The 22,336-nt window shown below is 67.5% G+C and carries 19 protein-coding genes; 11 read left to right on the plus strand and 8 right to left on the minus strand.

The genetic code is table 11. The annotated features are described in order from the left end of the window. Positions 1–11: 11 nt before the first annotated feature. The 3 genes from AC1RWI_RS12890 to purL all read left to right on the plus strand — a co-directional run bounded on the left by AC1RWI_RS12890 (position 12) and on the right by purL (position 7,003). A complete protein-coding gene (locus AC1RWI_RS12890) occupies positions 12–470 on the plus strand; it encodes a (2Fe-2S)-binding protein (protein WP_043345955.1) in 459 nt (152 codons plus the stop codon). Between the two features lie 264 nt (positions 471–734). Beyond that, a complete protein-coding gene (locus AC1RWI_RS12895) occupies positions 735–2,681 on the plus strand; it encodes an alkyl/aryl-sulfatase (protein WP_492866781.1) in 1,947 nt (648 codons plus the stop codon). Between the two features lie 275 nt (positions 2,682–2,956). Continuing rightward, complete coding sequence (purL, locus tag AC1RWI_RS12900) at positions 2,957–7,003, plus strand: phosphoribosylformylglycinamidine synthase (RefSeq protein ID WP_043345959.1); 4,047 nt, start codon at positions 2,957–2,959, stop codon at positions 7,001–7,003. 211 nt (positions 7,004–7,214) lie between these two features. Here purL and AC1RWI_RS12905 read toward each other — a convergent pair whose 3' ends face one another. The 4 genes from AC1RWI_RS12905 to AC1RWI_RS12920 form a co-directional block, all read right to left on the minus strand. Continuing rightward, positions 7,215–7,508: a hypothetical protein gene (locus tag AC1RWI_RS12905; protein WP_043345960.1), complete on the minus strand. Its 294-nt coding sequence runs from the start codon at positions 7,506–7,508 to the stop codon at positions 7,215–7,217. A 246-nt stretch (positions 7,509–7,754) separates the two neighbouring features. Further along, the gene (locus tag AC1RWI_RS12910) at positions 7,755–8,507 is read right to left on the minus strand and encodes a molybdopterin-dependent oxidoreductase (RefSeq protein ID WP_043351701.1); all 753 of its coding nucleotides are present in this window, start codon (positions 8,505–8,507) and stop codon (positions 7,755–7,757) included. A gap of 29 nt (positions 8,508–8,536) precedes the next feature. Continuing rightward, positions 8,537–9,184: a cytochrome b/b6 domain-containing protein gene (locus AC1RWI_RS12915; RefSeq protein ID WP_492866784.1), complete on the minus strand. Its 648-nt coding sequence runs from the start codon at positions 9,182–9,184 to the stop codon at positions 8,537–8,539. Positions 9,185–9,245: 61 nt separating this feature from the next. Beyond that, entirely contained in the window at positions 9,246–9,887 is a 642-nt protein-coding gene (locus AC1RWI_RS12920; protein ID WP_492866786.1) for a hypothetical protein, read from the minus strand. A gap of 147 nt (positions 9,888–10,034) precedes the next feature. On the opposite strand from AC1RWI_RS12920, the gene AC1RWI_RS12925 reads away from it, so the two are divergent. Beyond that, the gene (locus AC1RWI_RS12925; protein ID WP_043351702.1) at positions 10,035–10,706 is read left to right on the plus strand and encodes a heavy metal response regulator transcription factor; all 672 of its coding nucleotides are present in this window, start codon (positions 10,035–10,037) and stop codon (positions 10,704–10,706) included. Beyond that, the gene (locus AC1RWI_RS12930) at positions 10,703–12,127 is read left to right on the plus strand and encodes a heavy metal sensor histidine kinase (RefSeq protein WP_492866788.1); all 1,425 of its coding nucleotides are present in this window, start codon (positions 10,703–10,705) and stop codon (positions 12,125–12,127) included. The genes AC1RWI_RS12925 and AC1RWI_RS12930 overlap by 4 nt, the downstream gene beginning before the upstream one ends. 73 nt (positions 12,128–12,200) lie before the next feature. Here AC1RWI_RS12930 and AC1RWI_RS12935 read toward each other — a convergent pair whose 3' ends face one another. After that, the gene (locus tag AC1RWI_RS12935) at positions 12,201–13,412 is read right to left on the minus strand and encodes a globin domain-containing protein (RefSeq protein ID WP_492866790.1); all 1,212 of its coding nucleotides are present in this window, start codon (positions 13,410–13,412) and stop codon (positions 12,201–12,203) included. Positions 13,413–13,714: 302 nt separating this feature from the next. On the opposite strand from AC1RWI_RS12935, the gene AC1RWI_RS12940 reads away from it, so the two are divergent. Further along, positions 13,715–14,239: an RrF2 family transcriptional regulator gene (locus AC1RWI_RS12940; protein ID WP_043345969.1), complete on the plus strand. Its 525-nt coding sequence runs from the start codon at positions 13,715–13,717 to the stop codon at positions 14,237–14,239. 44 nt (positions 14,240–14,283) lie between these two features. Here the strand turns inward: AC1RWI_RS12940 and AC1RWI_RS12945 are convergent, their stop codons facing one another. From AC1RWI_RS12945 to AC1RWI_RS12955, 3 genes are all read right to left on the minus strand, one after another. After that, positions 14,284–14,721, minus strand: coding sequence for a carboxymuconolactone decarboxylase family protein (locus AC1RWI_RS12945; RefSeq protein ID WP_043345971.1), 438 nt, complete (start codon positions 14,719–14,721; stop codon positions 14,284–14,286). Between the two features lie 96 nt (positions 14,722–14,817). Then, positions 14,818–16,269 carry a MocR-like pyridoxine biosynthesis transcription factor PdxR gene (gene pdxR / locus AC1RWI_RS12950; protein ID WP_492866792.1) on the minus strand — a complete coding sequence of 484 codons (1,452 nt, stop codon included), beginning with the start codon at positions 16,267–16,269 and terminating at the stop codon, positions 14,818–14,820. Between the two features lie 133 nt (positions 16,270–16,402). Further along, positions 16,403–17,617: an NnrS family protein gene (locus AC1RWI_RS12955; protein ID WP_043345975.1), complete on the minus strand. Its 1,215-nt coding sequence runs from the start codon at positions 17,615–17,617 to the stop codon at positions 16,403–16,405. 602 nt (positions 17,618–18,219) lie between these two features. Here AC1RWI_RS12955 and AC1RWI_RS12960 point away from each other — a divergent pair. From AC1RWI_RS12960 to AC1RWI_RS12980, 5 genes are read left to right on the plus strand one after another with little or no spacing between them, the layout of a single operon-like run. Then, on the plus strand, positions 18,220–19,821 hold the full coding sequence (locus tag AC1RWI_RS12960) for a cbb3-type cytochrome c oxidase subunit I (protein WP_492866794.1): 1,602 nt from the start codon (positions 18,220–18,222) through the stop codon (positions 19,819–19,821). 3 nt (positions 19,822–19,824) lie between these two features. Next, positions 19,825–20,427 carry a cbb3-type cytochrome c oxidase subunit II gene (locus AC1RWI_RS12965; RefSeq protein ID WP_043345976.1) on the plus strand — a complete coding sequence of 201 codons (603 nt, stop codon included), beginning with the start codon at positions 19,825–19,827 and terminating at the stop codon, positions 20,425–20,427. 15 nt (positions 20,428–20,442) lie between these two features. Then, complete coding sequence (locus AC1RWI_RS12970) at positions 20,443–21,051, plus strand: c-type cytochrome (RefSeq protein WP_043345977.1); 609 nt, start codon at positions 20,443–20,445, stop codon at positions 21,049–21,051. 1 nt (position 21,052) lies between these two features. Then, positions 21,053–21,691 carry an SCO family protein gene (locus AC1RWI_RS12975; RefSeq protein ID WP_492866797.1) on the plus strand — a complete coding sequence of 213 codons (639 nt, stop codon included), beginning with the start codon at positions 21,053–21,055 and terminating at the stop codon, positions 21,689–21,691. Continuing rightward, complete coding sequence (locus tag AC1RWI_RS12980) at positions 21,688–22,332, plus strand: hypothetical protein (RefSeq protein WP_052494546.1); 645 nt, start codon at positions 21,688–21,690, stop codon at positions 22,330–22,332. The genes AC1RWI_RS12975 and AC1RWI_RS12980 overlap by 4 nt, the downstream gene beginning before the upstream one ends. Positions 22,333–22,336: the final 4 nt, after the last annotated feature.

Consider the following 22,336-nt stretch of genomic DNA (forward strand, 5'->3'; position numbering starts at 1 on the left):
GGGAGAAAGCCATGCTGCCCCTGAACATCAACGGTAAGACCGTCTCCGTGCAGTCCGACCCGGACACCCCGCTGCTGTGGGTGCTCCGGTGCGAGCTGGGGTTGACCGGCACCAAGTATGGCTGCGGCATCGGCGTTTGCCGGGCCTGTACGGTGCAGTTGAACGGCGCGCCGCAGGTCGCCTGCATGAGCCCGGTCTCCACGCTGGCCAATATCCGGATCGTGACCATCGAAGGCTTGCGCGGCGCGCAGGCGCAAGCCTTGAGGGCGGCCTGGCTCGATCTGGACGTGGTGCAGTGCGGCTACTGCCAGAGCGCGCAGCTCATGACCGCCAGCGCGCTCCTGAGAAGCATCCCGAAGCCCAGTGATGCCGACATCGATAGGGCGATGGCGCACATTGTCTGCCGCTGCGGCACCTACCCGCGGATCCGCGCAGCCATCCACCAGGCCGCCGGGCAGCCACGCACCTGAGGCAGCCCCGCCCGGCGAGGGTTTTTACCGATAACGTGAACGCAGGGCGCGACAAAGAATGAAACCCCGATTCCTGTTCAGGTTGTTTTGCGCCATGCCCATCGCGGCGAAACCGCCCTTCGCGCTCACAAGCGGGTTGCGTCCGATCATCCATGGCATGGCGTGCCGATTCACGCCGTGCTGACCGGTCCCGGCGCGGTTGGCTTGCCTGGGCATCGTCAACGAGCCACCAAAGAGCTAGCAGCGAGCCACCAAGGAGACCCCATGCCGGACAACGCAAGCTGTGCCCACGCGGCCACGGCTGACTTTCACCGCCTGCTGGCGCGCGAGCTGCCGGAGCACGACGAGCAGGACTGGGAAGACGCGCAGCGCGGCTTTGTCGGCACCATCCCCAATGCCAAGGTGGCGCGCGCCAATGGGCACGGCGTGTGGAACCTGGAGGCCTACGGTTTTCTTGACGCCGCCGAGGCGCCGGATACCGTCAACCCCAGCCTGTGGCGGCAGGCGCGCCTGAACCGCATCCACGGCCTGTTCCAGGTCACGCCGCGCATCTTCCAGGTGCGCGGGTTCGATATCGCCAATATCACCTTTATCGAAGGCGACACCGGCGTGATCGCGCTGGACGCGCTGACCTGCCCGGAGACCGCCGCGGCGGCGCTCGCGCTGTACCGGGCGCATCGCGGCAACCGCACGTTGCACACCGTGATCTACAGCCACAGCCACGCCGACCACTTCGGCGGCGTGGCTGGGCTGGTTGACGAGGCCGATGTGCGCGCCGGGCGGGTCCAGGTGATCGCGCCCTCCGGCTTCATGCACCACGCCATCGCCGAGAACGTGATCGGCGGCGTGGCCATGGCGCGCCGCGCGCAGTTCCAGTTCGGCCACACGCTGGCCAAAGGGCCGGCGGCGCAGGTGGATGCCGGCCTGGGCAAGACGCTGCCAATGGGCCGCTCGACGCTGATCGCGCCGACGCGGTCGATCGAGGCCGAGCACGAGATCCACGTGATCGACGGGCTGGAGATCGAGTTCCAGCTCACGCCCGAGACCGAGGCGCCCTCCGAGATGCACCTCTTCATCCCGTCCGAGGGCGCGCTCAACCTGGCCGAGAACGCTACCCACAATTTGCACAACCTGTGCCCGCTGCGCGGCGCCAAGGTGCGCGACGCGCTGGCGTGGTCCAAGTACCTGCACCGCGCGCTGCGCCGCTACGGCCCGCGTACCGAGGTGGTGCTGGCCCAGCATCACTGGCCGACCTGGGGTGCGGAGCGCGCCCGGCGCTTCCTGTCCGAGCAGCGCGACCTGTACCGCGTGCTGCACGACCAGACCGTGCGGCTGATGAGCCACGGCCTGAAGGCCGGCGAGATCGCCGAAGGGCTGCAACTGCCGGAGCCGCTGGCCAGGCGCTGGCACACGCGCGGCTACTACGGCACCGTGTCGCACAACGTCAAGGCGATCGTGCAGCACTACCTGAGCTGGTACGACGCGCATCCGGCCAACCTGCATGCGCTGCCACCGGTGGCCGCCGCGCGCAAGCACCTGGAATACATGGGCGGCATCGACGCCGTGATGGCCAAGGCCCGCGCCGACTACGAGCGCGGCGAGTTCCGCTGGGTGGCCGAGGTGCTCAAGCACGCGGTCTACGCGCATCCCGCGCATGCCGAGGCGCGCGAGCTGGCGGCCCGCGCGCTGGAGCAGATGGGCTTCCAGGCCGAGTCGGCGACGTGGCGCAATGCCTACCTGCTGGCCGCGCGCGAGTATCGCGAAGGGCCGCCGCAGGCCAATCCGCAGGGGCCACCGGCCAACGCGCTGATGGGCGCGATGAGCAACGAGCTGCTGTTCGACGCGCTGGCGGTGCGCATCCACGGCCAGCGCGCGCAGGGCATGGCGTGCCAGATCGGCTGGCAGTTCACCGACAGCGGCGAGCATTGGGTGAGCACGCTGTCCAACTGCGCGCTGAGCAGCCTGCAGGTGGAGGCGGCCGATGTGGCCGATGCGGCGGACATGGCGGGCACGCCGGACGTGGTCATCGAGACCAGCCGCGACACGCTCGACGCCGTGCTGGCCCGGCGCTGGACGGCGGCCGAGGCGGTGGCGCAAGGCCGGCTCGCGCTGCGCGGCGATGTGTCGCTGCTTGCGCGCTTCATGGGCTTGCTGGACCAGTTCAGCGGCAGCTTCCCGGTGGTGGACGCGGCCCCCTGGCCGGACCGCTGAGCCTGGTCGCGGTGAGTCGGGTTCGAGTGGTTTGCGTGGTTTGAGTGGGAAAAGTGTCTTATGGGGCGCAATTGACCGGGATGTCGCCCGGCCCGCGTGATGGCTGCGGAGCTTGTCCGGGCCGCAGCCGCCTTTGTCCGTCAAGCCGCCTCTGCTGCAACGCGGGAAACCCCCCTCGACAAGGTATAATCCCGGTTTCCCGCCAGCACGGCGCCCCAACCAGCGGCGCCGGCCGGTAGCAGCCCCTACCTCCTGCCCTCCCGACCGCTCAGACCATGGCGCATTTCTCGTGCTTCCCCGGTGCATTGGCGCTTTCCGCCTTTCGCCAGCAACGCCTGCTCACCGCCCTCAAGCAGATCGACGCCGACATCGAGTCGGTACACGGCCAGTTCCTGCATTTTGTCGACACCGACGTGCCGCTGTCGCAAGACGACAGCGCCCGCATCGCCGCGCTGTTGACCTATGGCGCGCCTTTCGAGGCACAAACCGACGGTGATCGCTTTGTGGTGATTCCGCGCTTCGGCACCATCTCGCCGTGGGCCAGCAAGGCGACCGACATCGCGCATAACTGCGGCTTCGAGCACGTGCACCGCATCGAGCGCGGCATCGAGATCACCGTGATCTGCAAGAAGGGCCTGCTGCGCGGGCGCAAGACGCTGGATGCCGGCACGCGCGCCGCGGTGGCCGCGCACCTGTTCGACCGCATGACCGAAAGCGTGGTGGCTTCGCGTGAAGACGCCGCCGGCCTGTTCCAGGAACTGCCGGCCAAGCCGCTGCGCTTCATCGATATCTCCGGTGGCCGCGCCGCACTGGCGCAAGCCAATACCGAAATGGGCCTGGCCCTGTCGGAAGACGAGATCGACTACCTGGTCGATGCCTACGCCAAGCTGGATCGCAACCCGACCGATGTCGAGCTGATGATGTTCGCCCAGGCCAACAGCGAGCATTGCCGCCACAAGATCTTCAACGCCACCTGGACCATCGACGGCGTGCAGCAGGACAAATCGCTGTTCGCCATGATCCGCAACACCCACCAGCTCAACCCGCAAGGGTCGATCGTGGCGTACTCGGACAACTCCGCGGTGATGGAAGGCGATGTGGCCGAGCGCTGGTTCCCGCGCGGCGCCGAGCAGAAGTACGGCCGCCATGAGGCGCTCACCCACACGCTGATGAAGGTGGAAACGCACAACCACCCGACCGCCATCTCGCCGTTCCCCGGCGCCTCCACCGGCGCCGGCGGTGAAATCCGCGACGAAGGCGCCACCGGCCGCGGCGGCAAGCCCAAGGCTGGCCTGACCGGCTTCACGGTCTCCAACCTGATGCTGCCCGACGCCGTGCAAGGCTGGGAAAACGCGCGCGACGCCGCCCAGCCGGTGGCGCACCGCAACCCGGACGACAAGGTGAGCGTGACCGGCAAGCCGGACCGCATCGCCTCGCCGCTGCAAATCATGACCGAAGGCCCGCTTGGCGGCGCCGCGTTCAACAATGAATTCGGCCGCGCCATCCTGGGCGGCTACTTCCGCGTCTACGAGCAAAACGTGGGCGGCACCGTGCGCGGTTATCACAAGCCGATCATGATCGCCGGCGGCATCGGCAACATCGACGCCGGCCACACGCACAAGAAGGCGCTGCCGGCCGGCTCGCTGCTGATCCAGCTGGGCGGCCCGGGCATGCGCATCGGCATGGGCGGCAGCGCCGCCAGCTCGATGGCGACCGGCACCAATACGGCCGACCTGGACTTCGATTCGGTCCAGCGCGGCAACCCGGAAATGGAGCGGCGCGCGCAGGAAGTCATCAACGCCTGCTGGCAGCTCGGCGACGACAACCCCATCCTGTCGATCCACGACGTGGGCGCGGGCGGCATCTCCAATGCCTTCCCCGAGCTGGTGGACGGCGCGGGCCGCGGCGCGCGCTTCGACCTGCGCCAGGTGCACCTGGAAGAGTCGGGCATGAGCCCGGCCGAGATCTGGTGCAACGAGTCGCAGGAACGCTATGTGATGGCGGTGGCGCCGGAGTCCTTCCCGCTGTTCCAGACCATGTGCCAGCGCGAGCGTTCGCCGTTTGCCGTGGTGGGCATCGCCACCGAAGAGCAGCAGCTGCAACTGGTCGATGCGCATGTCGACGCGGCGCTCAAGGAACACTATGCCGTGAACATGCCGATGGACGTGCTGCTGGGCAAGCCGCCGCGCATGCACCGCGACGTCAGGCACGTGGAGCAAAGCCTGCCCCCGGTGGACGTGACCGGCATCGCGCTGGACCAGGCCGTGCGCGACGTGCTGCGCCACCCGACCGTGGCCAGCAAGTCGTTCCTGATCACCATCGGCGACCGCACGGTCGGCGGCATGAACGCGCGCGACCAGATGGTCGGCCCCTGGCAGGTGCCGGTGGCCGACGTGGCGGTGACCACGCTCGACTACAAGGGCCGCGCCGGCGAAGCCATGACCATGGGCGAGCGCACGCCGCTGGCCGTGATCAACGCCCCCGCTTCGGGCCGCATGGCCATCGGCGAGGCGCTGACCAACCTGGCCGCCGCGCCGGTCAAGGACCTGGGCAAGGTCAAGCTGTCCGCCAACTGGATGGCCGCCTGCGGCGTGGACGGCGAAGACGCCAAGCTGTACGACACCGTGCACGCGGTCGGCATGGAACTGTGCCCGGCGCTGGGCATCAGCATCCCGGTGGGCAAGGATTCGCTGTCCATGCGCACCAAGTGGCAGGACGACGGCGTCGACAAGGAAGTGGTCGCGCCGGTCTCGCTGATCATCTCGGCGTTTGCCGCCGTGGATGACACCGACCGCACCTTGACCCCGCAACTGCGCACCGATGCGGGCGACAGCGTGCTGATCGCCATCGACCTGGGCCGTGGCAAGAACCGCTTGGGCGGCAGCATCCTGGCGCAGGTGACGCAGCAGGTTGGCGACACCACGCCGGACGTGGACAGCGCCGAAGACCTGAAGAACTTCTTCAACGTGATCCAGCGCCTGAACCGCGAGGGCAAGCTGCTGGCTTACCACGACCGTTCCGACGGCGGCTTCATGGCCGCGCTGGCCGAGATGGCCTTTGCCGGCCATTGCGGCCTGTCGCTCAACGTCGACATGCTGGCGCTGGACCCGGTCCAGGAACAGGACTTTGGCGACGCCAAGAACTGGGCGCAGCAAATCTCCGGCCGCCGCGACGAGCAGACCCTGCGCGCGCTGTTCTCGGAAGAGCTCGGCGCGGTGATCCAGGTACGCCAGGAAGAGCGCGACGGCGTGTTCGCCGTGCTGCGCGAAGTTGGCCTGTCGGCCTGCAGCCACGTGGTGGGCAAGCCCAATGCCACCGACCAGATCGAGATCTACCGCGACGCCAAGAAGGTCTTCGGCGCCGCGCGCAGCGAGCTGCAGCGCACCTGGAGCGAAGTCAGCTGGCGCATCGCGCGCCTGCGCGACAACCCGGCTTGCGCCGACAGCGAATACGATCGCGTGCTCGACGCGGCGGACCCGGGCATCTCGCCGGTGCTGACCTTCGATCCGGCACAGGACATCGCCGCACCGTTCGTGGCCACCGGCGCGCGTCCGCGCGTGGCGATCCTGCGCGAGCAGGGCGTCAACTCGCAGATCGAAATGGCGTACAGCATGGACCGCGCCGGCTTCGACACGCATGACGTCCACATGAGCGACCTGATTGCCGGGCGCGCCAACCTGGCCGACTTCTCCGGCTTTGTCGCTTGCGGCGGCTTCAGCTACGGCGACGTGCTGGGTGCCGGTGAGGGCTGGGCCAAGACCATCCTGTTCAACGCGCAGATGGCCGAGCAGTTTGCGGCCTTCTTCAACCGCCAGGACACCTTCGCGCTGGGCGTGTGCAACGGCTGCCAGATGATGAGCAACCTCGCCCCGATCATCCCCGGCGCGGGCGCATGGCCCAAGTTCACCCGCAACCAGTCGGAACAGTACGAAGCGCGCTACGTCACCGTGGAAGTGCAATCCTCGCCGTCGATCTTCTTCGCCGGCATGGAAGGCAGCCGCATCCCCATCGTGGTGGCGCACGGCGAAGGCTTCGCCGACTTCTCGCAGCAAGGCGACAAGAGCCAGGCCCAGGTGGCGCTGCGTTTCGTGGACAACCACGGCGCGCCGACGCAAACCTACCCGCTGAACCCGAACGGCTCGCCGGACGGCATTACCTCGGTGACCACCACCGATGGCCGCTTCACCGTGCTGATGCCGCACCCGGAACGCGTGTTCCGCACCGCCACCATGAGCTGGGCGCCGGACGCCTGGAAGCAGGTGGAAGACGGCGGCAGCCCGTGGATGCGCATGTTCCGCAATGCGCGCAAGTGGGTGGGTTGACCGGCCTGCTGTTGTTTGCGCTGTAGAAAGACAAAAGCCCGCAAGCGGGCTTTTGTCTTTTCTGATCGGGGCATTTGCCGAAGCCGGGGAACGGGCCAAAGCCGAGTGCCATGACGACGGCTGTCTCTCCCTCTCCCCTCAGGGGGAGAGGGCCGGGGAGAGGGGTGGCTTAGCTAGGAGCCACTGCAAGCGAAGCCCGTGGTTTCCCCGCTCAAGCCACCCGCCGCGTACTCCAGGCCTGATAAACGAAGTACAACGGCCGCTGCGGGTCCGATTGCCTGGCCGATGCCGGCGCCGCGCCGCGGATCTGCATGGTGACCAGCACCATGCGCGCGGCTTTCACGGGGGAGTAGCGGTCGCGCAGCGGCAGCATGGGCAGCACGGCGCGCCATTCCGGGGGCAGGCCATCGTGGCTGAAGGTGCCGAGCGCACAGTAGCCCCATCCTTCGGATGTGAGATGCCAGAGTTGCCGGTAGGGGCTGCCGCCTGATGCCACTGAAGCCATGGTCTCTCCCGTTCGCGTGCCGGTGCCCGCGGCGGGAGATCGGGCGGGCTTGCGCTATCCAGGTTGCGTGCCGGCCAGGGTGGCGGCAACGCGCATGGCCTTGATATTACCCATGTGCGGCGACGGTGGGAATGCTCGGCGCGCCTTGTGAGTGCGGCAGCATGCACACCACACGCCGCGTCGGGTGCCCGGCAACCAGTGCATCACCCAGAGTTCGTCACTTGCCGGCGGCGGCGCTTTCTTGTCCTACAGCCCGCTGAACCAGTTATACCCCTGGTCTTCCCAGTAGCCGCCCGGATTCTCGTTGGTCACGAAGAGCGCGGCGATATGCTTGGGGTTCTTGAAGCCGAGCTTGGTCGGCACCCGCAGCTTGAGCGGGTAGCCATACCGGGCGGGCAGCGGCTCGCTGCCAAAATCCAGCGCCAGCATGGTCTGCGGGTGCAGCGCGGTTTCCATGTCGAGGCTGGAGTAGTAGCGGTCCGCGCATTTGAAGCCGATATAGCGGGCGGTGGTGTCCGCGCCGATGCGTTCCAGGAAGGTGCGCAGCGCAACGCCGCGCCATTCGCCGATCGCGCTCCAGCCTTCGATGCAGATATGCCGCGTGATCTGCCCCGCCTGGGGCAGCGCGCGCAGTTGCGCCAGGCTCCATGCGCGCTTGTCGGCGACCCGCCCGGAGACTTCGAGGCGGTAGCCGGCACCGTCGACCTCCGGCACGTCGTACTCAGGATAGAAGGCGTTGAACGGGAAGGGCTGCGTGACCTGGCTGCGCGCGTAGGTGGTGGCGAGCCGGTTGCGGTTGAACAGCCAGGCCTGCACGCGATCGTTCCAGCGCGACATTGACCACAGCACCTTGTCCACGGCATCACCATCCTGCATGGTGCAGCCGGCCAGCATGGACAGGGCGCCCAGCGACAGCGAGGAGCGCAGCAACAGGCGCCGCTGGAGCTGCACGAGCTGGGGCTTGAAATCAGCCGCGCTTGGCGGCTCCGCGGCCGGCATGACGATCCGCTTGTCATCGTTGGGGGCGCTCATGCTTGGACATCTCCATGGCCAGCGCGCCCGGCGCGTCCGGTCAACATTGGCAACAAGGTGGCCGGCACCAGGATGACCAGCGCCAGGTGAATCACCACAAAACCCACGATCCCCGCCATGGCAAGGAAATGCACATGGCGCGCCGTGTCGAACCCGCCAAGCAGCGTCGCCAGCCAGTCCAGCTGCACGGGCTTCCAGATGGCCAGCCCGGATGCCACCACCAGCACGCCCAGCAGCAGCACCGCCACATACATCAGCCGCTGCACCGCGTTGTAGGCGCCAGGCCGATGCGGCAGGCGCAGCCGGATGGCAAGCGACGCGTCACGCAGGACGCCGCGCGCGCTCAGCGGCAGGAAGTGGCGCCGGAAATGCCGTGTGGCGAGGCCATAAGCCAGGTAGGCCAGGCCATTGGCGGCCAGCAGCCACATGGCCGCGAAATGCCATGCGATCGAGCCACCCAGCCAGCCGCCCACCGTTGCCCAGGCCGGGAATTTGAAGGAAAACAGCGGCGAGGCGTTGTAGATCGCCCAGCCGCTCATCACCATGCAGGCCATGGCGAAGGCGTTGATCCAGTGCGTGGCGCGCACGACCAGCGGATGGACGACGGCGCGCCGCGCGGGTGCGGAGGAGGGGAGCTTGCGCATGACGGGGAACGTTGGCGGGACAGCAAGGATCCAGGCCGGACGGCGCCGGCCCGGGCGGGTCCTACATCGGGGGCACCACGCCTTGCTTGCCGGCCGAGATAAAGCGCGCGGTCAGCCCGCCGTCGGCGCCTTTGCTGGCAAACAGCACGACGTGCGCGCCGGGGATCAGCAAGGAGCGGTCGCCGGGTTCCAGGTTGACGATGGGCACGTCGTTGGGAATCACGATGCGCTTTTCGCCGTCGGGGTACTTCACGGTGATAGTGCGGCCGTTGCTGACCACCACGTTGCCCACGGTGCCGTTGGTCATGCTGCTGTTCTTGCCGAGGTCCCACGCACGGTGGCCTTCGCCGCTGCCACGCATGCTCGGCGGGAACACGTGCACCTCGAGCGCCTTGAGCGAGCCATCCGCCTGCGGCACGGCGGCCGAGCCGATATAGCTGCCGGCCTTGATCTCATCGACTTTGGCCAGCGTCACCGCGCGCACCGCGGTGTCCTTGGTCAGGCCCACTTCCAGGTCCTGTCCCGAGCGCGTGCGCACCTTCAGCGTGTCGCCGGCGAAGGCGGTCACGGTGCCGCGCACGCCGGTCGGCGTGGCGGCGGGAGCGGGCTGCGCCAGCACTGCGGGCGCAGCGGCAAACATGGCGCCGGCGAGCAGCGCCGGGGCCACCAAGGTACGTGTCAACCTACTCGAAACGATCTTCATCCTGGAACTCCTGGTGCGTGGAAAGTGCTGCGTAGGTTAGGGTGATGGCCGGGTCGCTCGGGTGACTTTTTGATGACAAAAAAGTCATAAATCGGGGCTCCGGCCACCGCTAGAATGGCGGCATACCGTTGAATGGCATTGCGCATCATGAGCATCCTCGTCATCGAAGACGACCCCAAGACCGGCGATTACCTCAAGAAGGGCTTGCGCGAAAGCGGCTACGCCGTGGATCTCGCGCGCACCGGTACGGACGGCCTGCACATGGCGCTGGAGCATGCCTATGACCTCGTCGTGCTCGACGTGATGCTGCCGGGCATCGACGGCTGGGAAATCATGCGCACGCTGCGCGCGCGGCGCGACCTGCCGGTGATCTTCCTGACCGCGCGCGACCACGTCAACGACCGCATCCACGGGCTTGAGCTTGGCGCCGACGATTACCTCGTCAAGCCGTTCTCGTTCATCGAGCTGGTGCTGCGCATCCGCACGCTGCTGCGCCGCGGCGTGGTGCGCGAGGCGGAGGTGTTCGAATTCGCCGACCTCAAGCTCGATGTCCTGCGCCGCAAGGTGACGCGCCAGGGCGTGGAGATCGTGCTGACCAACAAGGAATTCCTGCTGCTGCACCTGCTGGTCAAGCGCCAGGGCGAGGCGCTGTCGCGCACGCTGATTGCCGCCGAGGTGTGGGACATGAACTTCGACAGCGACACCAATGTCGTCGACGTGGCCATCAAGCGGCTGCGCGCCAAGGTCGACCAGCCCTTCGACAAGAAACTCGTCCATACCGTGCGCAGCATCGGCTATACCTTCGGCGAGGGCGCGTGAAATCCTGGTCCTCGCGCTCGCTGACCGCGCGCACCACGTTGTCGTTCGCCGCGATTGCCTGCGTGGTGATCGGCGCGCTGGGCGCGTATTTCTACCAGTCCGTCAAGACCTCGATGGAGGCCCGAGCCGATCTGCAGCTGATCGGGCGCGTGGCGCATTTTCGCCGGCTGGCCAGCGATGTGTACACCGTGGGCGAGCTCAAGGACCGGCCTTTGCTGTTCGAATCCATGCTCGGCGCCGAGCGCGACGTGCTGATTTTCCGCAAGCCGGGCGAGCCGCCGTTCATCCATGTCAACCCGGACAACCTGCCGGTACCGGCAAAGCTTGCGGCGTCCCCGCCGGGCGACGGCGCCGGCCTGAGCGCAGCCAGCATCCTGCGCACCCGGCTGGACAACGGCGTGCCGGTGCACTGGGCGGCCGCGATGGCGCGCTCCAGCGAGGATGGCGGCGTGGTCGAGGTGATCGCCGCGCATCCGATGAGCAACGAAGTGCGCATGCTTGCCGCCTACCGCGACCGCGTGGTGCTGGCCGCGCTGGTCGGCATGCTGGCGGCGACCGCGCTCGCCTTCTTCGCCATCCGGCGCGGGCTCAAGCCGGTTGGCAGCATCGCCGCGCGCGCCGCCGAGATCAGCCCCGCCAGCCTCGCGGTGCGCCTTGATGAGCGGGATGCGCCCGCCGAGCTGCGCGGCCTCGTTGGCGCGTTCAACGCCATGCTGGACCGGCTGGCCGACGGCTACGAGCGGCTGTCCCAGTTCTCCGCCGACCTGGCCCACGAGATCCGCACGCCCGTGGGCGCGCTGATCGGCCAGACCCAGGTCACGCTGAACCAGTCGCGCCGGCCGGAGGAATACCAGGACGTCCTCGAGTCCAACCTGGAGGAGCTGAACCGGCTCGGCCATATCGCCGAGAACATCCTGTTCCTGGCGCAGGCCGACCATGCCGGGCTGGTTATCGAGCGCGTCCCGGTGTCGCTGCCTGACGAGCTCAACAAGATTGCCGAGTATTTCGAAGGGCCGGCGGACGAGAGGGCGATGACATTCGACGTGGAGGCACGCGGCACGGTCTGGGCAAATCCGCTGCTGTGCCGTCGCGCCATCAACAACCTAGTGGTCAATGCCGTGCGCTACGGCACGCCGGGCAGCGTGGTGCGGCTCAGCAGCACCGAAGAGCCTGATGGCGTCGTGGTTGCGGTGGAGAACCAGGGCGAGGCCATCCCGCAAGGCCAGCTCGACCGCTTGTTCGACCGCTTTTATCGCGGCGATGCGGCGCGCAGCCGGGTCACCGAGTCCAACGGCCTCGGCCTGGCTATCGTGAAGGCCATCATGGTGCTGCACGGCGGCGGCGTGACGGCCAGTTGCCCCGCGCCGGGGCTGGTGCGGTTTGCGCTACGGTTCCCGCGGCAGCAGGGGCAGGCTTGCTGAGCTTGCGCGCGGGGGATCCCCGCGCGCTTCATTGCCGTCTGGTTTCTGGCGTGCCAGCAGCGTGCCGGCGGCGTTACAGCAGCGTATCGAGCAGATCCGGCCCGAACACCTCGCGGTGCACCCGGTCCGCCTTCACCCCACGCGCTTGCAGCGCCGCGCGCTGTGCCTGCATGAACGGCAGCGGCCCGCACAGGTAGAAGTCGGCATCCGCAAGATCTTCGTTGGCCAGAATCACATCGATATCCATGCGGCCGGGCAGGGCGGGTTGCGCCAGAAATTCCGCCGGTTCCTCGGATTCCAGGAAAAAGTGCGTGCGCAGCTCGGGCAGCTTGCGGGCGGCATGCTTGACGTCCTTCAGGTGCGCCACATGCGAGGCCATGCGCGCGGCGTGGCCGAATACGACCTTGCGTGAAGGATTGCGCTGCGCGACGGTGTTCAGCGCGCTGATCATGGGCGTGACACCGACGCCGGCCGAAAGCAGCACGATGGGGGTGCTGGGCTCGATGCGCGGGGCGAAGTCGCCAAAGGGCTGGCTGACCAGCAGCACGTCGCCTTCGCGGGCGTTTTCATGCAGCCAGTTCGAGACCGTGCCGGCGGGCTGGTCCTCGCCATTGCCGCGCTCGCGCTTGACCGAGATGCGCCAGGTCTTGCCGTTGGGCGCGTCGGACAAACTGTACTGGCGCTGCTGGAAGGCGCCGGGGGAGAGTTCCACCACCACGGAGATGTACTGCCCGGGCAGGAAGTCGGCCAAGGTGGTGCCGCCGACGGCTTCGAGCGTGAAGGCGGTAATGTCGGCGCTTTGTTCCTCGCGCGCGACGATGCGCACGGGCTGGCGGTGATCGGGGCCGGTTTGCGCGTGCGCGTAGAGGCGGGCTTCCGCGGCGATCAGTTCGGCGGCGAGCAGCCAGTAGGCTTCGTCCCAGGCGGCGACCAGCGCCGGGGTGGCGGCATCGCCGAGCACTTCGCCGATGGCGCCGAGCAGGTGGCGCGCGACGATGGCGTAATGGCTGGGCTTGATGCCGACCGAGGCGTGCTTGTGGACGATGCGGCTGACCACCGGTGCCAGGGCGCTGTTGTCGCCATAGTTGGCGGCGTAGGCAAACACGGCGGAGGCGAGCGACTGCTGCTGCGAACCGTTGGCCTGGTTGCCCATGTTGAACAGGTTGGTCAGCTCGGGCCGATCGGCAAACATGTTGCGATAGAACGTCTGGGTAATGGCCAGGCCATGTTCGCGCAGCACGGGCACGCTCGCGTCGATCAGGGGTCTCGATTGTTCGGACAGCACGGCAACCTCCAAAGATGTGCAGAAAATGCAACAAAAAAGAAAAACGACTCCGCAACGTGGTGCGGTGGCGGCGTACGGTCTGGGTGCTGTCCCGGTTCAGCCTGGACGCGGTCAGATGGTGACGCCTTGGAGCCGATTTTATTAAACATGCATTTGCAATGCAACATAAAATTTGCGGCGGCGCGCAAAGATGTATCTTTGGTCCATGTTAGACTGCGTTGGCCGTCACACTGAGGCCCAGTGCCCGCCACAGCCCCATTCTGGCTACCCCGTGCGTCATCGCCGCAAACCGGATTCCTTCCATGAGACTGACCGACTACACCGACTACAGTCTGCGGACCCTGATCTATGTCGCGGTCCATCCGGGCGAACTGGTCACCATCCAGCACATCGCGGATGCGTTCGGCATTCCCAAGAACCACCTGATCAAGATCGTGCAAAAGCTCGGCCAGGCCGGCTTCCTGCATACGGTGCGCGGGCGCGCCGGCGGCATCGCGCTGGGCCGGCCGGCGTCGGAGGTCAATCTGGGCGAGGTGATCCGGACCATGGAGTCGGATTTCAACCTGGTGGAATGCTTCCAGGGCGACGACAACCACTGCATCATCACCCGCGTATGCGGCTTGCGCGGCGTGCTGTCCGCGGCGTTGCGCGCCTATTTCGAGGTGCTGGACGCCTATAGCCTGCAGGATCTGGTGGAGAAGCCTGCGGCGCTCACGCGGGCGTTTGGCGACGGCGGCGCGGCCACCCTGGCCGCCATCCCGGTCAAGAACGTGACGCGCAAGGCCAAGGCCTCCAAGGCGACAGCCGAGGACGCTGGCGAGCAGTAAGCCGGCGTTGCGCCGGTCTCCCGGCTGGCGAGGCCGGCCCGGGTTCAGGCCGGCGTCTTGCGAAACGAGATGGCGAAGCGGTTCCAGCTGTTGATCGTGGCAATCAGCAGGGTCAGGTCGACCAGCTCGGCGTCGCTGAAGTGGGGGCGAACCGCTTCCCATGCAGCGTCGGGCACATGATCCTGGGCGACCAGCGTGAGGGCTTCCGTCCAGGCCAGTGCGGCGCGCTCGCGGTCGGTGAAGAAGGGCGTTTCACGCCAGGCCGACAGGGTGGCCAGGCGGCGGTCATTCTCGCCGCCCTTGCGCGCATCGGTCGTGTGCAGGTCGATGCAATAGGCGCAGCCATTGATCTGCGAGGCGCGCAGGCGCACCAGTTCTACCAGCGGCTTTTCCAGGCCGCTCTTGCCGATGCGTTCTTCCAGGCCGAGCACGGCCTTGATGGCGGCAGGGTTGGCTTTGTAGAAGTCCAGACGTTGTTCCATGGTTTGCTCCTGTCTTGCGTTTTGCGCCATCGGTGTGCAGGCGCGACAGGAACAAGAATAGGACGGCGACTGGCTATGCAAAATAGCCAGTTTTCTCTAATTTGAGGTAACCAGTGGCGGGCCGTCCGCTGCTAGTGTGCCGGCCAGCTTTTCCATGCCGGCGTGGATGTCCGCCGCGCTGATGCCACCGTAGCCAAACAGGATGCCAGGCGCCGGCGCCTGCCCGCCGTACATGCCCGCAATGCCATACAGGCCGACTGATGCGGCGGCGGCGCGCGCGATCAGCGCGGTTTCGTCTTGCGGCATCCTCAGGTGGGCCACCATGTGGATGCCCGCGGCCGGCGCGTGGGGCGTGAACCACGGGCTCAACGGGCCCTGCAGGTGCGCAAGCAACGCGGCGCGGCGTGCGGCGTACTCCTTGCGCATGCGCCGCAGGTGCTTGGCGAAGTGGCCATCGAGCATGAACTTGGCCAGCGCCGTCTGCGTCATGGTGCAACTGTGCCAGTCGCTGACCTGCTTGGCCCTGCGCACGGCTGTGCCCAGCGGCGCCGGGGGGATCACGTAGCCGATGCGCAACTCAGGGAAGATGGTCTTGGAGAAGGTGCCGACGTACGCCACCACCCCTGTCTTGTCCAGGCTCTTGAGCGACTCCATCGGGTGGCCCGTGAAGCGGTATTCGCCGTCGTAGTCGTCCTCCAGCACCAGCGCGCCACGGCGTTGCGCCCACTCGAGCAGCGCCACGCGCCGCTCCAGGCTCATCGCCATGCCCAGTGGAAACTGGTGGGACGGCGTGACGTAGACAATGCGCGCATTGTCCGGCAGGGCGTCCACGACCAACCCCTGCGCATCCACGGGGACATAAGCCACCTGCGCGCCCAGCGCGAGGAACGCGATGCGCGCGGGCGGATAGCCGGGATCCTCCACCGCCACCACGTCGCCGGGGCGGATGACCACCCGCGCCATCAGGTCGATCGCCTGCTGCGCGCCCTGCGTGATGATGACGTCTTGCCAGTTGCTTACCACGGCACGGCTGAACGCCAGGTAGCGCGACACCGCAAGCCGTAGTTCCTGCTCGCCGGCGGGATCCCGGTAGCTGCCACGCTCGCGGGCCTGCACGCGTAGCGCGTGGCTGACGCAGCTACGCCATTTGTCGAAGGGAAACATGCCCTTGTCGGTGACGCCGCCCACGAAGTCAAACGCCGGCGCGGCGCCGCGCGGCGTATGGGCAAGGGTGTCGGGCAGCGCTTCCCAGATCGAGCCGGAGCCGGCGCTGGGGGCGAGCGGTGACGGCGATGGCGCCAGGCCCGTCATCTCGTGCGCGACGAAGGTGCCGTCGCCGGCGCGGGAGCGCAGGTAGCCCTCGGCAATCAGCCGCTCGAACACATCGAGCGTGGTCTTGCGCGATACCCCGAGCTGCGTGGCAAGGCCGCGGGTCGACGGCAGTCTTTCGCCCGGCGCCAGCCGGCCATCGACGATGGCCGCCCGCAACTGTCGATAGAGTTGGCCGGCAAGGCCCTGCCGGCCGTGAAGGCTCAAATGGACATCCATCCCTTGATCTTTTGTTGGTGTTTACCCGGGCGCGGCACGATGCCAAAGGCTGAGGCTGAGGCTGAGGCTGGCAGGTGGGGAGAGCGCAGAGAGCGGGGAGCGTGGTCTCGTTCGGCGGGCATCGCCGGAAGCCTTAACCTTCCCGCCCGTCGGCCCGGCGCCGGGTCAGGTAGGGCGCGTACTTCAGCAGGTACAGCGCGAAGGCCGCCATCCAGAGCGCCGCCGCGCTGGCGATCCAGAAGGCTTTGTATTGCGGCAACAGCAGCGGCCCGATCACGCGCGCGACAGCAGCCAGGCCGATGCATGCGTAGGCGGCGCTCTCCACCGCACCCGCTTCCAGCTTGCGGCCGGTGTGGCCCAGCGCGGTGCGCGTGATCATCCCCAGGATGGCGCAGCCGATCGCGCCCACGGTGAGGGCGTGCAACGCCGTCGAGCGCTCGCCCCAGCCCAGGGCGGATGCCGCCAGCAGCACCAGGCCCAGCGGCAGGCAGGCATATGCCAGGTGAAGGATGGCGATCAAGGGCTTGCGCACCGTGCGCCACGAGCTCCAGCCGCCAAGCCGCAGCGCTTGCGCCAGCGCAGCCAGCAGCGCGATGGCCGCGGTAGCCATGCCGCGCGGCGCCAGCGTGCAGGCGATCATCGCGGCCAGCGTCAGCGCCACCACGCTGCGCTCTACCGGCGTCGAGCGCCGGATGCGTATGCCGGGCACGGTATTGGCGGTGAACATCGGGATCACCCGCCCGCCGATCACGGTAATGAAGATGACGACCAGGCCGATGCCGGCATCGGCACTTTGCAGCGCGATGTGCACGGCGCCTCTGTTCATCGCCAGGTGGAACACCACGTTCAGTGCCCACAGCAGGAACAGGGCGGCGGCAAGGCCGTAGTTGCGCGTGCTGCCGGCGCGCACCAGCACGCGCAGGAAGGCGGCGGCGCACAGCAGCAGGAAGGCGAGGTCCAGCAGGGCTGCGGCAGGGGCGGGCCCGGTCCACATCGCCACGCGCGCCGCGAGCCACACGGCGGCGAGACCACCCAGCAGCCAACCCTGCGGCGTCTGCTGTCCCGTCCAGTTCTTGCCGGCGGTAAACAAGAAACCAGCCACAACCGCGGCGGCAAAGCCAAACACCATTTCGTGCGCATGCCACAGCATGCCGCCGATGGCCGGCTGTGCGCCGGACCAGGGCCACCAGCCCAGGTAGATGGCTGCCCACACGCCGATGGCCACCACGGCGAAGCCCGCCGCCAGCAGATAGAAGGGCCGGAACGCGAGCGCAAGCACGGGGTGGCCGTGGTATCCGGCGCCGGTTGGCGCCCGGGTAGATGGCCGGGTTTGTGGCAGGGGCAGCATGACGCTTCTCGCAAGGGGGTGGATGAAACACGGATTGCCGTTGGCGCTTCTTGGCGTTTGTTGGCGTTTGCCGGTGTTTCCAGGTGTTTGTCTGTGCGCTTGCCAACAGAGCTCGCATATCGTGCGGCGCGGCAACCCGTGAACGATTCTATAAAACAAGCATTTCAAATGCAACATAAAATGCGGATGTGTCAACGGGGCGACGGGCGGCGCGGCGACGTGACAATTTGCCGCTAAGCCGCCCGCGGCCCCGGCTGCGCAAAGGCTGAGCCGCCGCGGTGCGTGCCCGCCCGCTGGTGGTTACCAGAAGAATCTGGAAAATGGCTATGGCGGCTTATCGATTTCCTACCTACTCTGCACGTGACGGGGCCTGTGACGTATCCGGGCAAGGCCATTCTTTGCCCGGGCGACGCCGCCCGCCAAACTGAGCTAAGTTGTGACGAGCATCTTGAAGAAGGCCTCGGGGGGAGGCCTTGGCCGCCGGCCGCCACCGGCACATCCGCAACAAAACCACCCAAAGGGTCGAGCGCTTGGCCAAGCTGGTGGCCTGGCGCGCGGCAATCGTCGCCACGCGCCCGATGCGGCAGCAACCGAAACGTCCCATGAGCACAATCGCCATCCTGCTATCTGCCTTCCTGCTCTCGGTGGTCGCGCTCGCGGCCTTTATCTGGAGCATGCAGAAGGGCTTGTTCGATACTTCGCCAGCCGCGGCCAACGTCATCTTCGAGCGCGGGGAGGCGGGGCAGCCGGAAGACCCTGCCGCGGACAAGCCGCATGGGACCGCTGGCGATGCCGCGTACGACACCTCGCGCGATATCGCTGACGAATCCTCGGCGCCCGTGGTCTTCCTGTTCATCTGCTGCGCCATGGTCTGGCTGGTGGTGGCGTCGCTGGCGGGGCTGACGGCTTCGGTCAAGTTGCACGAGCCCGACTTGCTGGCTTCGGTGCCGTGGCTGTCGTTCGGCCGCATCCGCACCATCCACCTGAACGCCGTGGCCTATGGCTGGGCGCCGATGGCCGGCTTGTCCATCGCGCTGTTCCTGCTGCCGCGCCTGCTCAAGACGCGCCTGGCCGGCGCGAAGTATGCTGTACTCGGCGCGGCCTTGTGGAACGCGGGGCTCATTGCCGGGCTGGGGAGCATCGCGGCCGGGATCTCGGACGGCCTGGAGTGGCTGGAGATCCCGTGGCAGGTCGACATCCTGCTCGTGGCCGGCGGTGCGCTGGTGGGCATGCCGCTGGTGCTCACGCTGGTGAGCCGCAAAGTGGATCACCTCTACGTCTCGGTCTGGTACATGGGCTGCGCGCTGTTCTGGTTCCCCGTGCTGTTCCTGGTGGCGAACATCCCCGGGCTGCACTTCGGCGTGGAGCAGGCCACCATGAACTGGTGGTTCGGCCATAACGTGCTCGGCTTGTTCTACACGCCGCTAGCGCTGGCTTCCATCTATTACTTCCTGCCCAAGATCATCGGCCAGCCCGTGCGTTCCTACGGCTTGTCCTTGCTGGGTTTCTGGGCGCTGGCGTTCTTCTATGGCCAGGTCGGCGGCCATCACCTGATCGGCGGGCCGGTGCCGGGCTGGCTGATTACCTTGTCCATCGTGCAGAGCATGATGATGCTGGTGCCCGTGATTGCGTTCTCGATCAACCAGCACCAGACCATGCGCGGCCATTTCCACCGGTTGATCGATTCGCCCACGCTGCGCTTCGTCACCTTCGGCGGCATGATGTACACGCTGAGCTCGGCGCAAGGCTCGTTCGAGGCGCTGCGCGCCGTCAACCGCGTGACCCATTTCACGCACTACACGGTGGCGCATGCGCATCTGGGACTGTACGGCTTTGTCAGCTTTGCGTTCTTTGGCGCCATCTACTTCATGGTGCCGCGCGTGACCGGCCGCGAGTGGCCGTACCGCTGGCTGATCTACGCGCACTTCTGGCTCGCGGTGGCCGGCATCGGCGTGTACTTCATCGGGCTGTCCATCGGCGGCACGCTGCAGGGCTATGCCATGCTCGATGCCAGCAAGCCCTTCATGGATTCCGTGGCCGTCACCATCCCTTACCTGAAAGCGCGCTCCGTCGGGGGCGGCATGATGCTGCTCGGCCATCTGTGCTTCGTCGCCAATTTTGTCTGCGCCATCCTTGGCCTGGGACCCAACCGGGACCGGCCTGCCTTGTTTCACCAAGGCCGCAAGCGGGCACTGGGAGCCTGAATCGTGAACAATGAAAAAGCCCTGCTGGCCGGCGGCATGACCATGCTCGCGCTGGCAACGAGCGCGCTGGTCGTGATCCCCTATCTGCAGCTCCGGGACGTCAAGCCCACCGAAGGCGTCAAGCCGTATTCCGCCGCGCAACTGCGCGGGCGCGAGGTCTATATCGCCAACGGCTGCGTCTATTGCCATTCGCAGCAGCCGCGCGATGCCTCGTTCGCGCCGGACGCCAAGCGTGGCTGGGGCCGGGTGTCGGTGGCGGGCGATTACTACTACGATCACCCACACCTGCTCGGCACCATGCGCACCGGGCCGGACCTGATGAACATCGGCGTGCGCCAGCCGAGTGCCGACTGGCACCTCGGCCACCTGTTCCAGCCGCGCGCCTACGTGCCCGGCAGCATCATGCCGAGCTATCCGTTCCTGTTCGACGTGAAGGACAAGGCGGACCCCGGCGACAAGGTGGTCAACCTGCCGGAGGCCTTCAATCCGCCGGGCAAGATCGTGGTGGCCTCGGCAACCGCGCTCGACCTGGTTTCGTACCTGCAATCGCTGAACCGCACCGGCGCCGTCCTGCCCGCGCCGCCCGCGGCCAAGGCCGCGCCGTAGCCCCCGGAGACACAGATGGACAGCCCATCGGAAAAGCGCCGGGCCGCCGCGGCCCGATCCCGCGAGAATGCGGACCCGCATGAAAACCGCGCACCCATGCCCAAGGTGGTGCTGGTGCTGGTGGTGGCCCTGGTAGCCTGGGGCTGCTGGTATATCGCCACCGCGCCCATCAACGCGCCGGCGGAACTGGGCGACCGCCGCACCTTGGCCGATCTCCAGGGCAGCGGCAAGGCCGCCGGCGGTGCCGTGGATGGCGCCGCCGTGTTCCAGGCGCGCTGCGTGGCTTGCCACCAGGCCACGGGGCAGGGCTTGCCGGGTGTGTTCCCGCCGCTGGCCGGCTCGGAGTGGGTCAACGGCAAGGACGCCAAGGTTGCCTCCATCGTGCTGCGCGGCATCACCGGCAAGCTGACGGTCAAGGGCGCCACGTACAACGGCGCCATGCCGGCATTCGCGGATCAGCTGAGCGATGCCGAGGTCGCGGCGGTGCTCACGCATGTGCGCAGCCAGTGGGGCAACACCTCGCCCGCGATCACGGAAGATATCGTCAAGGCGGCGCGCGCGCAGACCGCGGCCATGACCGCACCGTTCGACGGCGATGCCGCGCTTGGCGCGCCGGGTGGCTAGCATGCTGTCGCGCACTCGCCCGGCATGGCCGGCATCGGCCTTGTTGCTGGTGCTGGTGCTGGCCGTCGCGGGTTTGCGCTATCTCACCTTTGGCTTTACTGCCTGGACGCTGGACGACCGGCGCGAGACGCGCATCGCGCAAGGCGCGCTGGTGCTGCCGGCCATCGAGACGCGCAATCAAGCGGGCGAGCCCGCGCGGCTGTTCGGCGCGGGGCGGGAGCAGGGCGCGCAGTTCTTCCTGGTGGATTTCATCTACACGCGCTGCCTGAGCGTGTGCCGCGCGCTCGGCTCAGAGTTCGAGCAATTGCAGGGCCGCATCCGTGCCGACGGGCTGGACGGCCGCATTGGCCTGGTATCCCTATCCTTCGACCCCGCCGGCGACGACACCGCCAGCCTTGCCGCATATGCCAGGGCGCATCATGCACAACTGCCCGGCTGGCAGGTGGCCGCGCCCGTCGCCGCGCCCGCCATGCAGGCGCTGCTGCGCGACGCGGATGTCATCGCTATCCCGGATGGGCTCGGCGGCTTCGAGCACAACGGCGGCGTGCACGTGGCCGACGCCCATGGCCGGGTGCTGGCCGTCTACGCGCTGGCCGGCTACCAGCAGGCCTACGACTTCGCGCGCAGGCATCTGCCATGAATCCGCAATCCGCCGTGCAGCAACCGTGTCCCCACCATTGGCCGGCGCGCCGGGCCGGTCTTGCCGGCGGGCTGGCGGTGCTAGCCGTGACGCTGTGCGTGCCGCGTGTGCATGCCTTGCTGGAGGGCTCGATGACGCTGCAGATGCTGGTGCTGCTGCCGGGCCTGTTCTGCGCGGGCTGCGCGCTGCCCTGGCTGATCTCGGACGCGCGGCGCGAGCGAATCACGGCGTTGCGGCCCTACGCACCGAGCCTGCTGGCGTTCGCCTTGCTGGCCTACGGCGCATGGATGCTTCCCGTCGCGCTGGATCTCAGCCGGCTGGAATTTCCGACCCTGGTGGCCAAGTACGCGCTGGTGGTGGCAGCGGGCATCGCCGCGCATTTCGGCTTCAAGGTGAGCGCCTGGCCGCTGGTGTTGTTCTTCGGCGGAAACTACATATGGATGGGCTTGACCTTCGGGATGCTGTTCATCGATAGCGAGACGCGCCTTTGCGCCAGCTACCTGCTGGCCGACCAGCGCATCGCGGGCGTGGGCCTGGTGATCTATTCGGGCCTGCTGGGCATCTGGTTGCTGCTATGGGCCGCCGGGAAGGCAGAGCAGCCGCACGGGACGGCGGGGGCAAGGCGGCAGGAAGGCAAGTAGGCAA

The sequence above is a fragment of the Cupriavidus sp. MPR-AND1C genome (genome assembly GCF_058809705.1).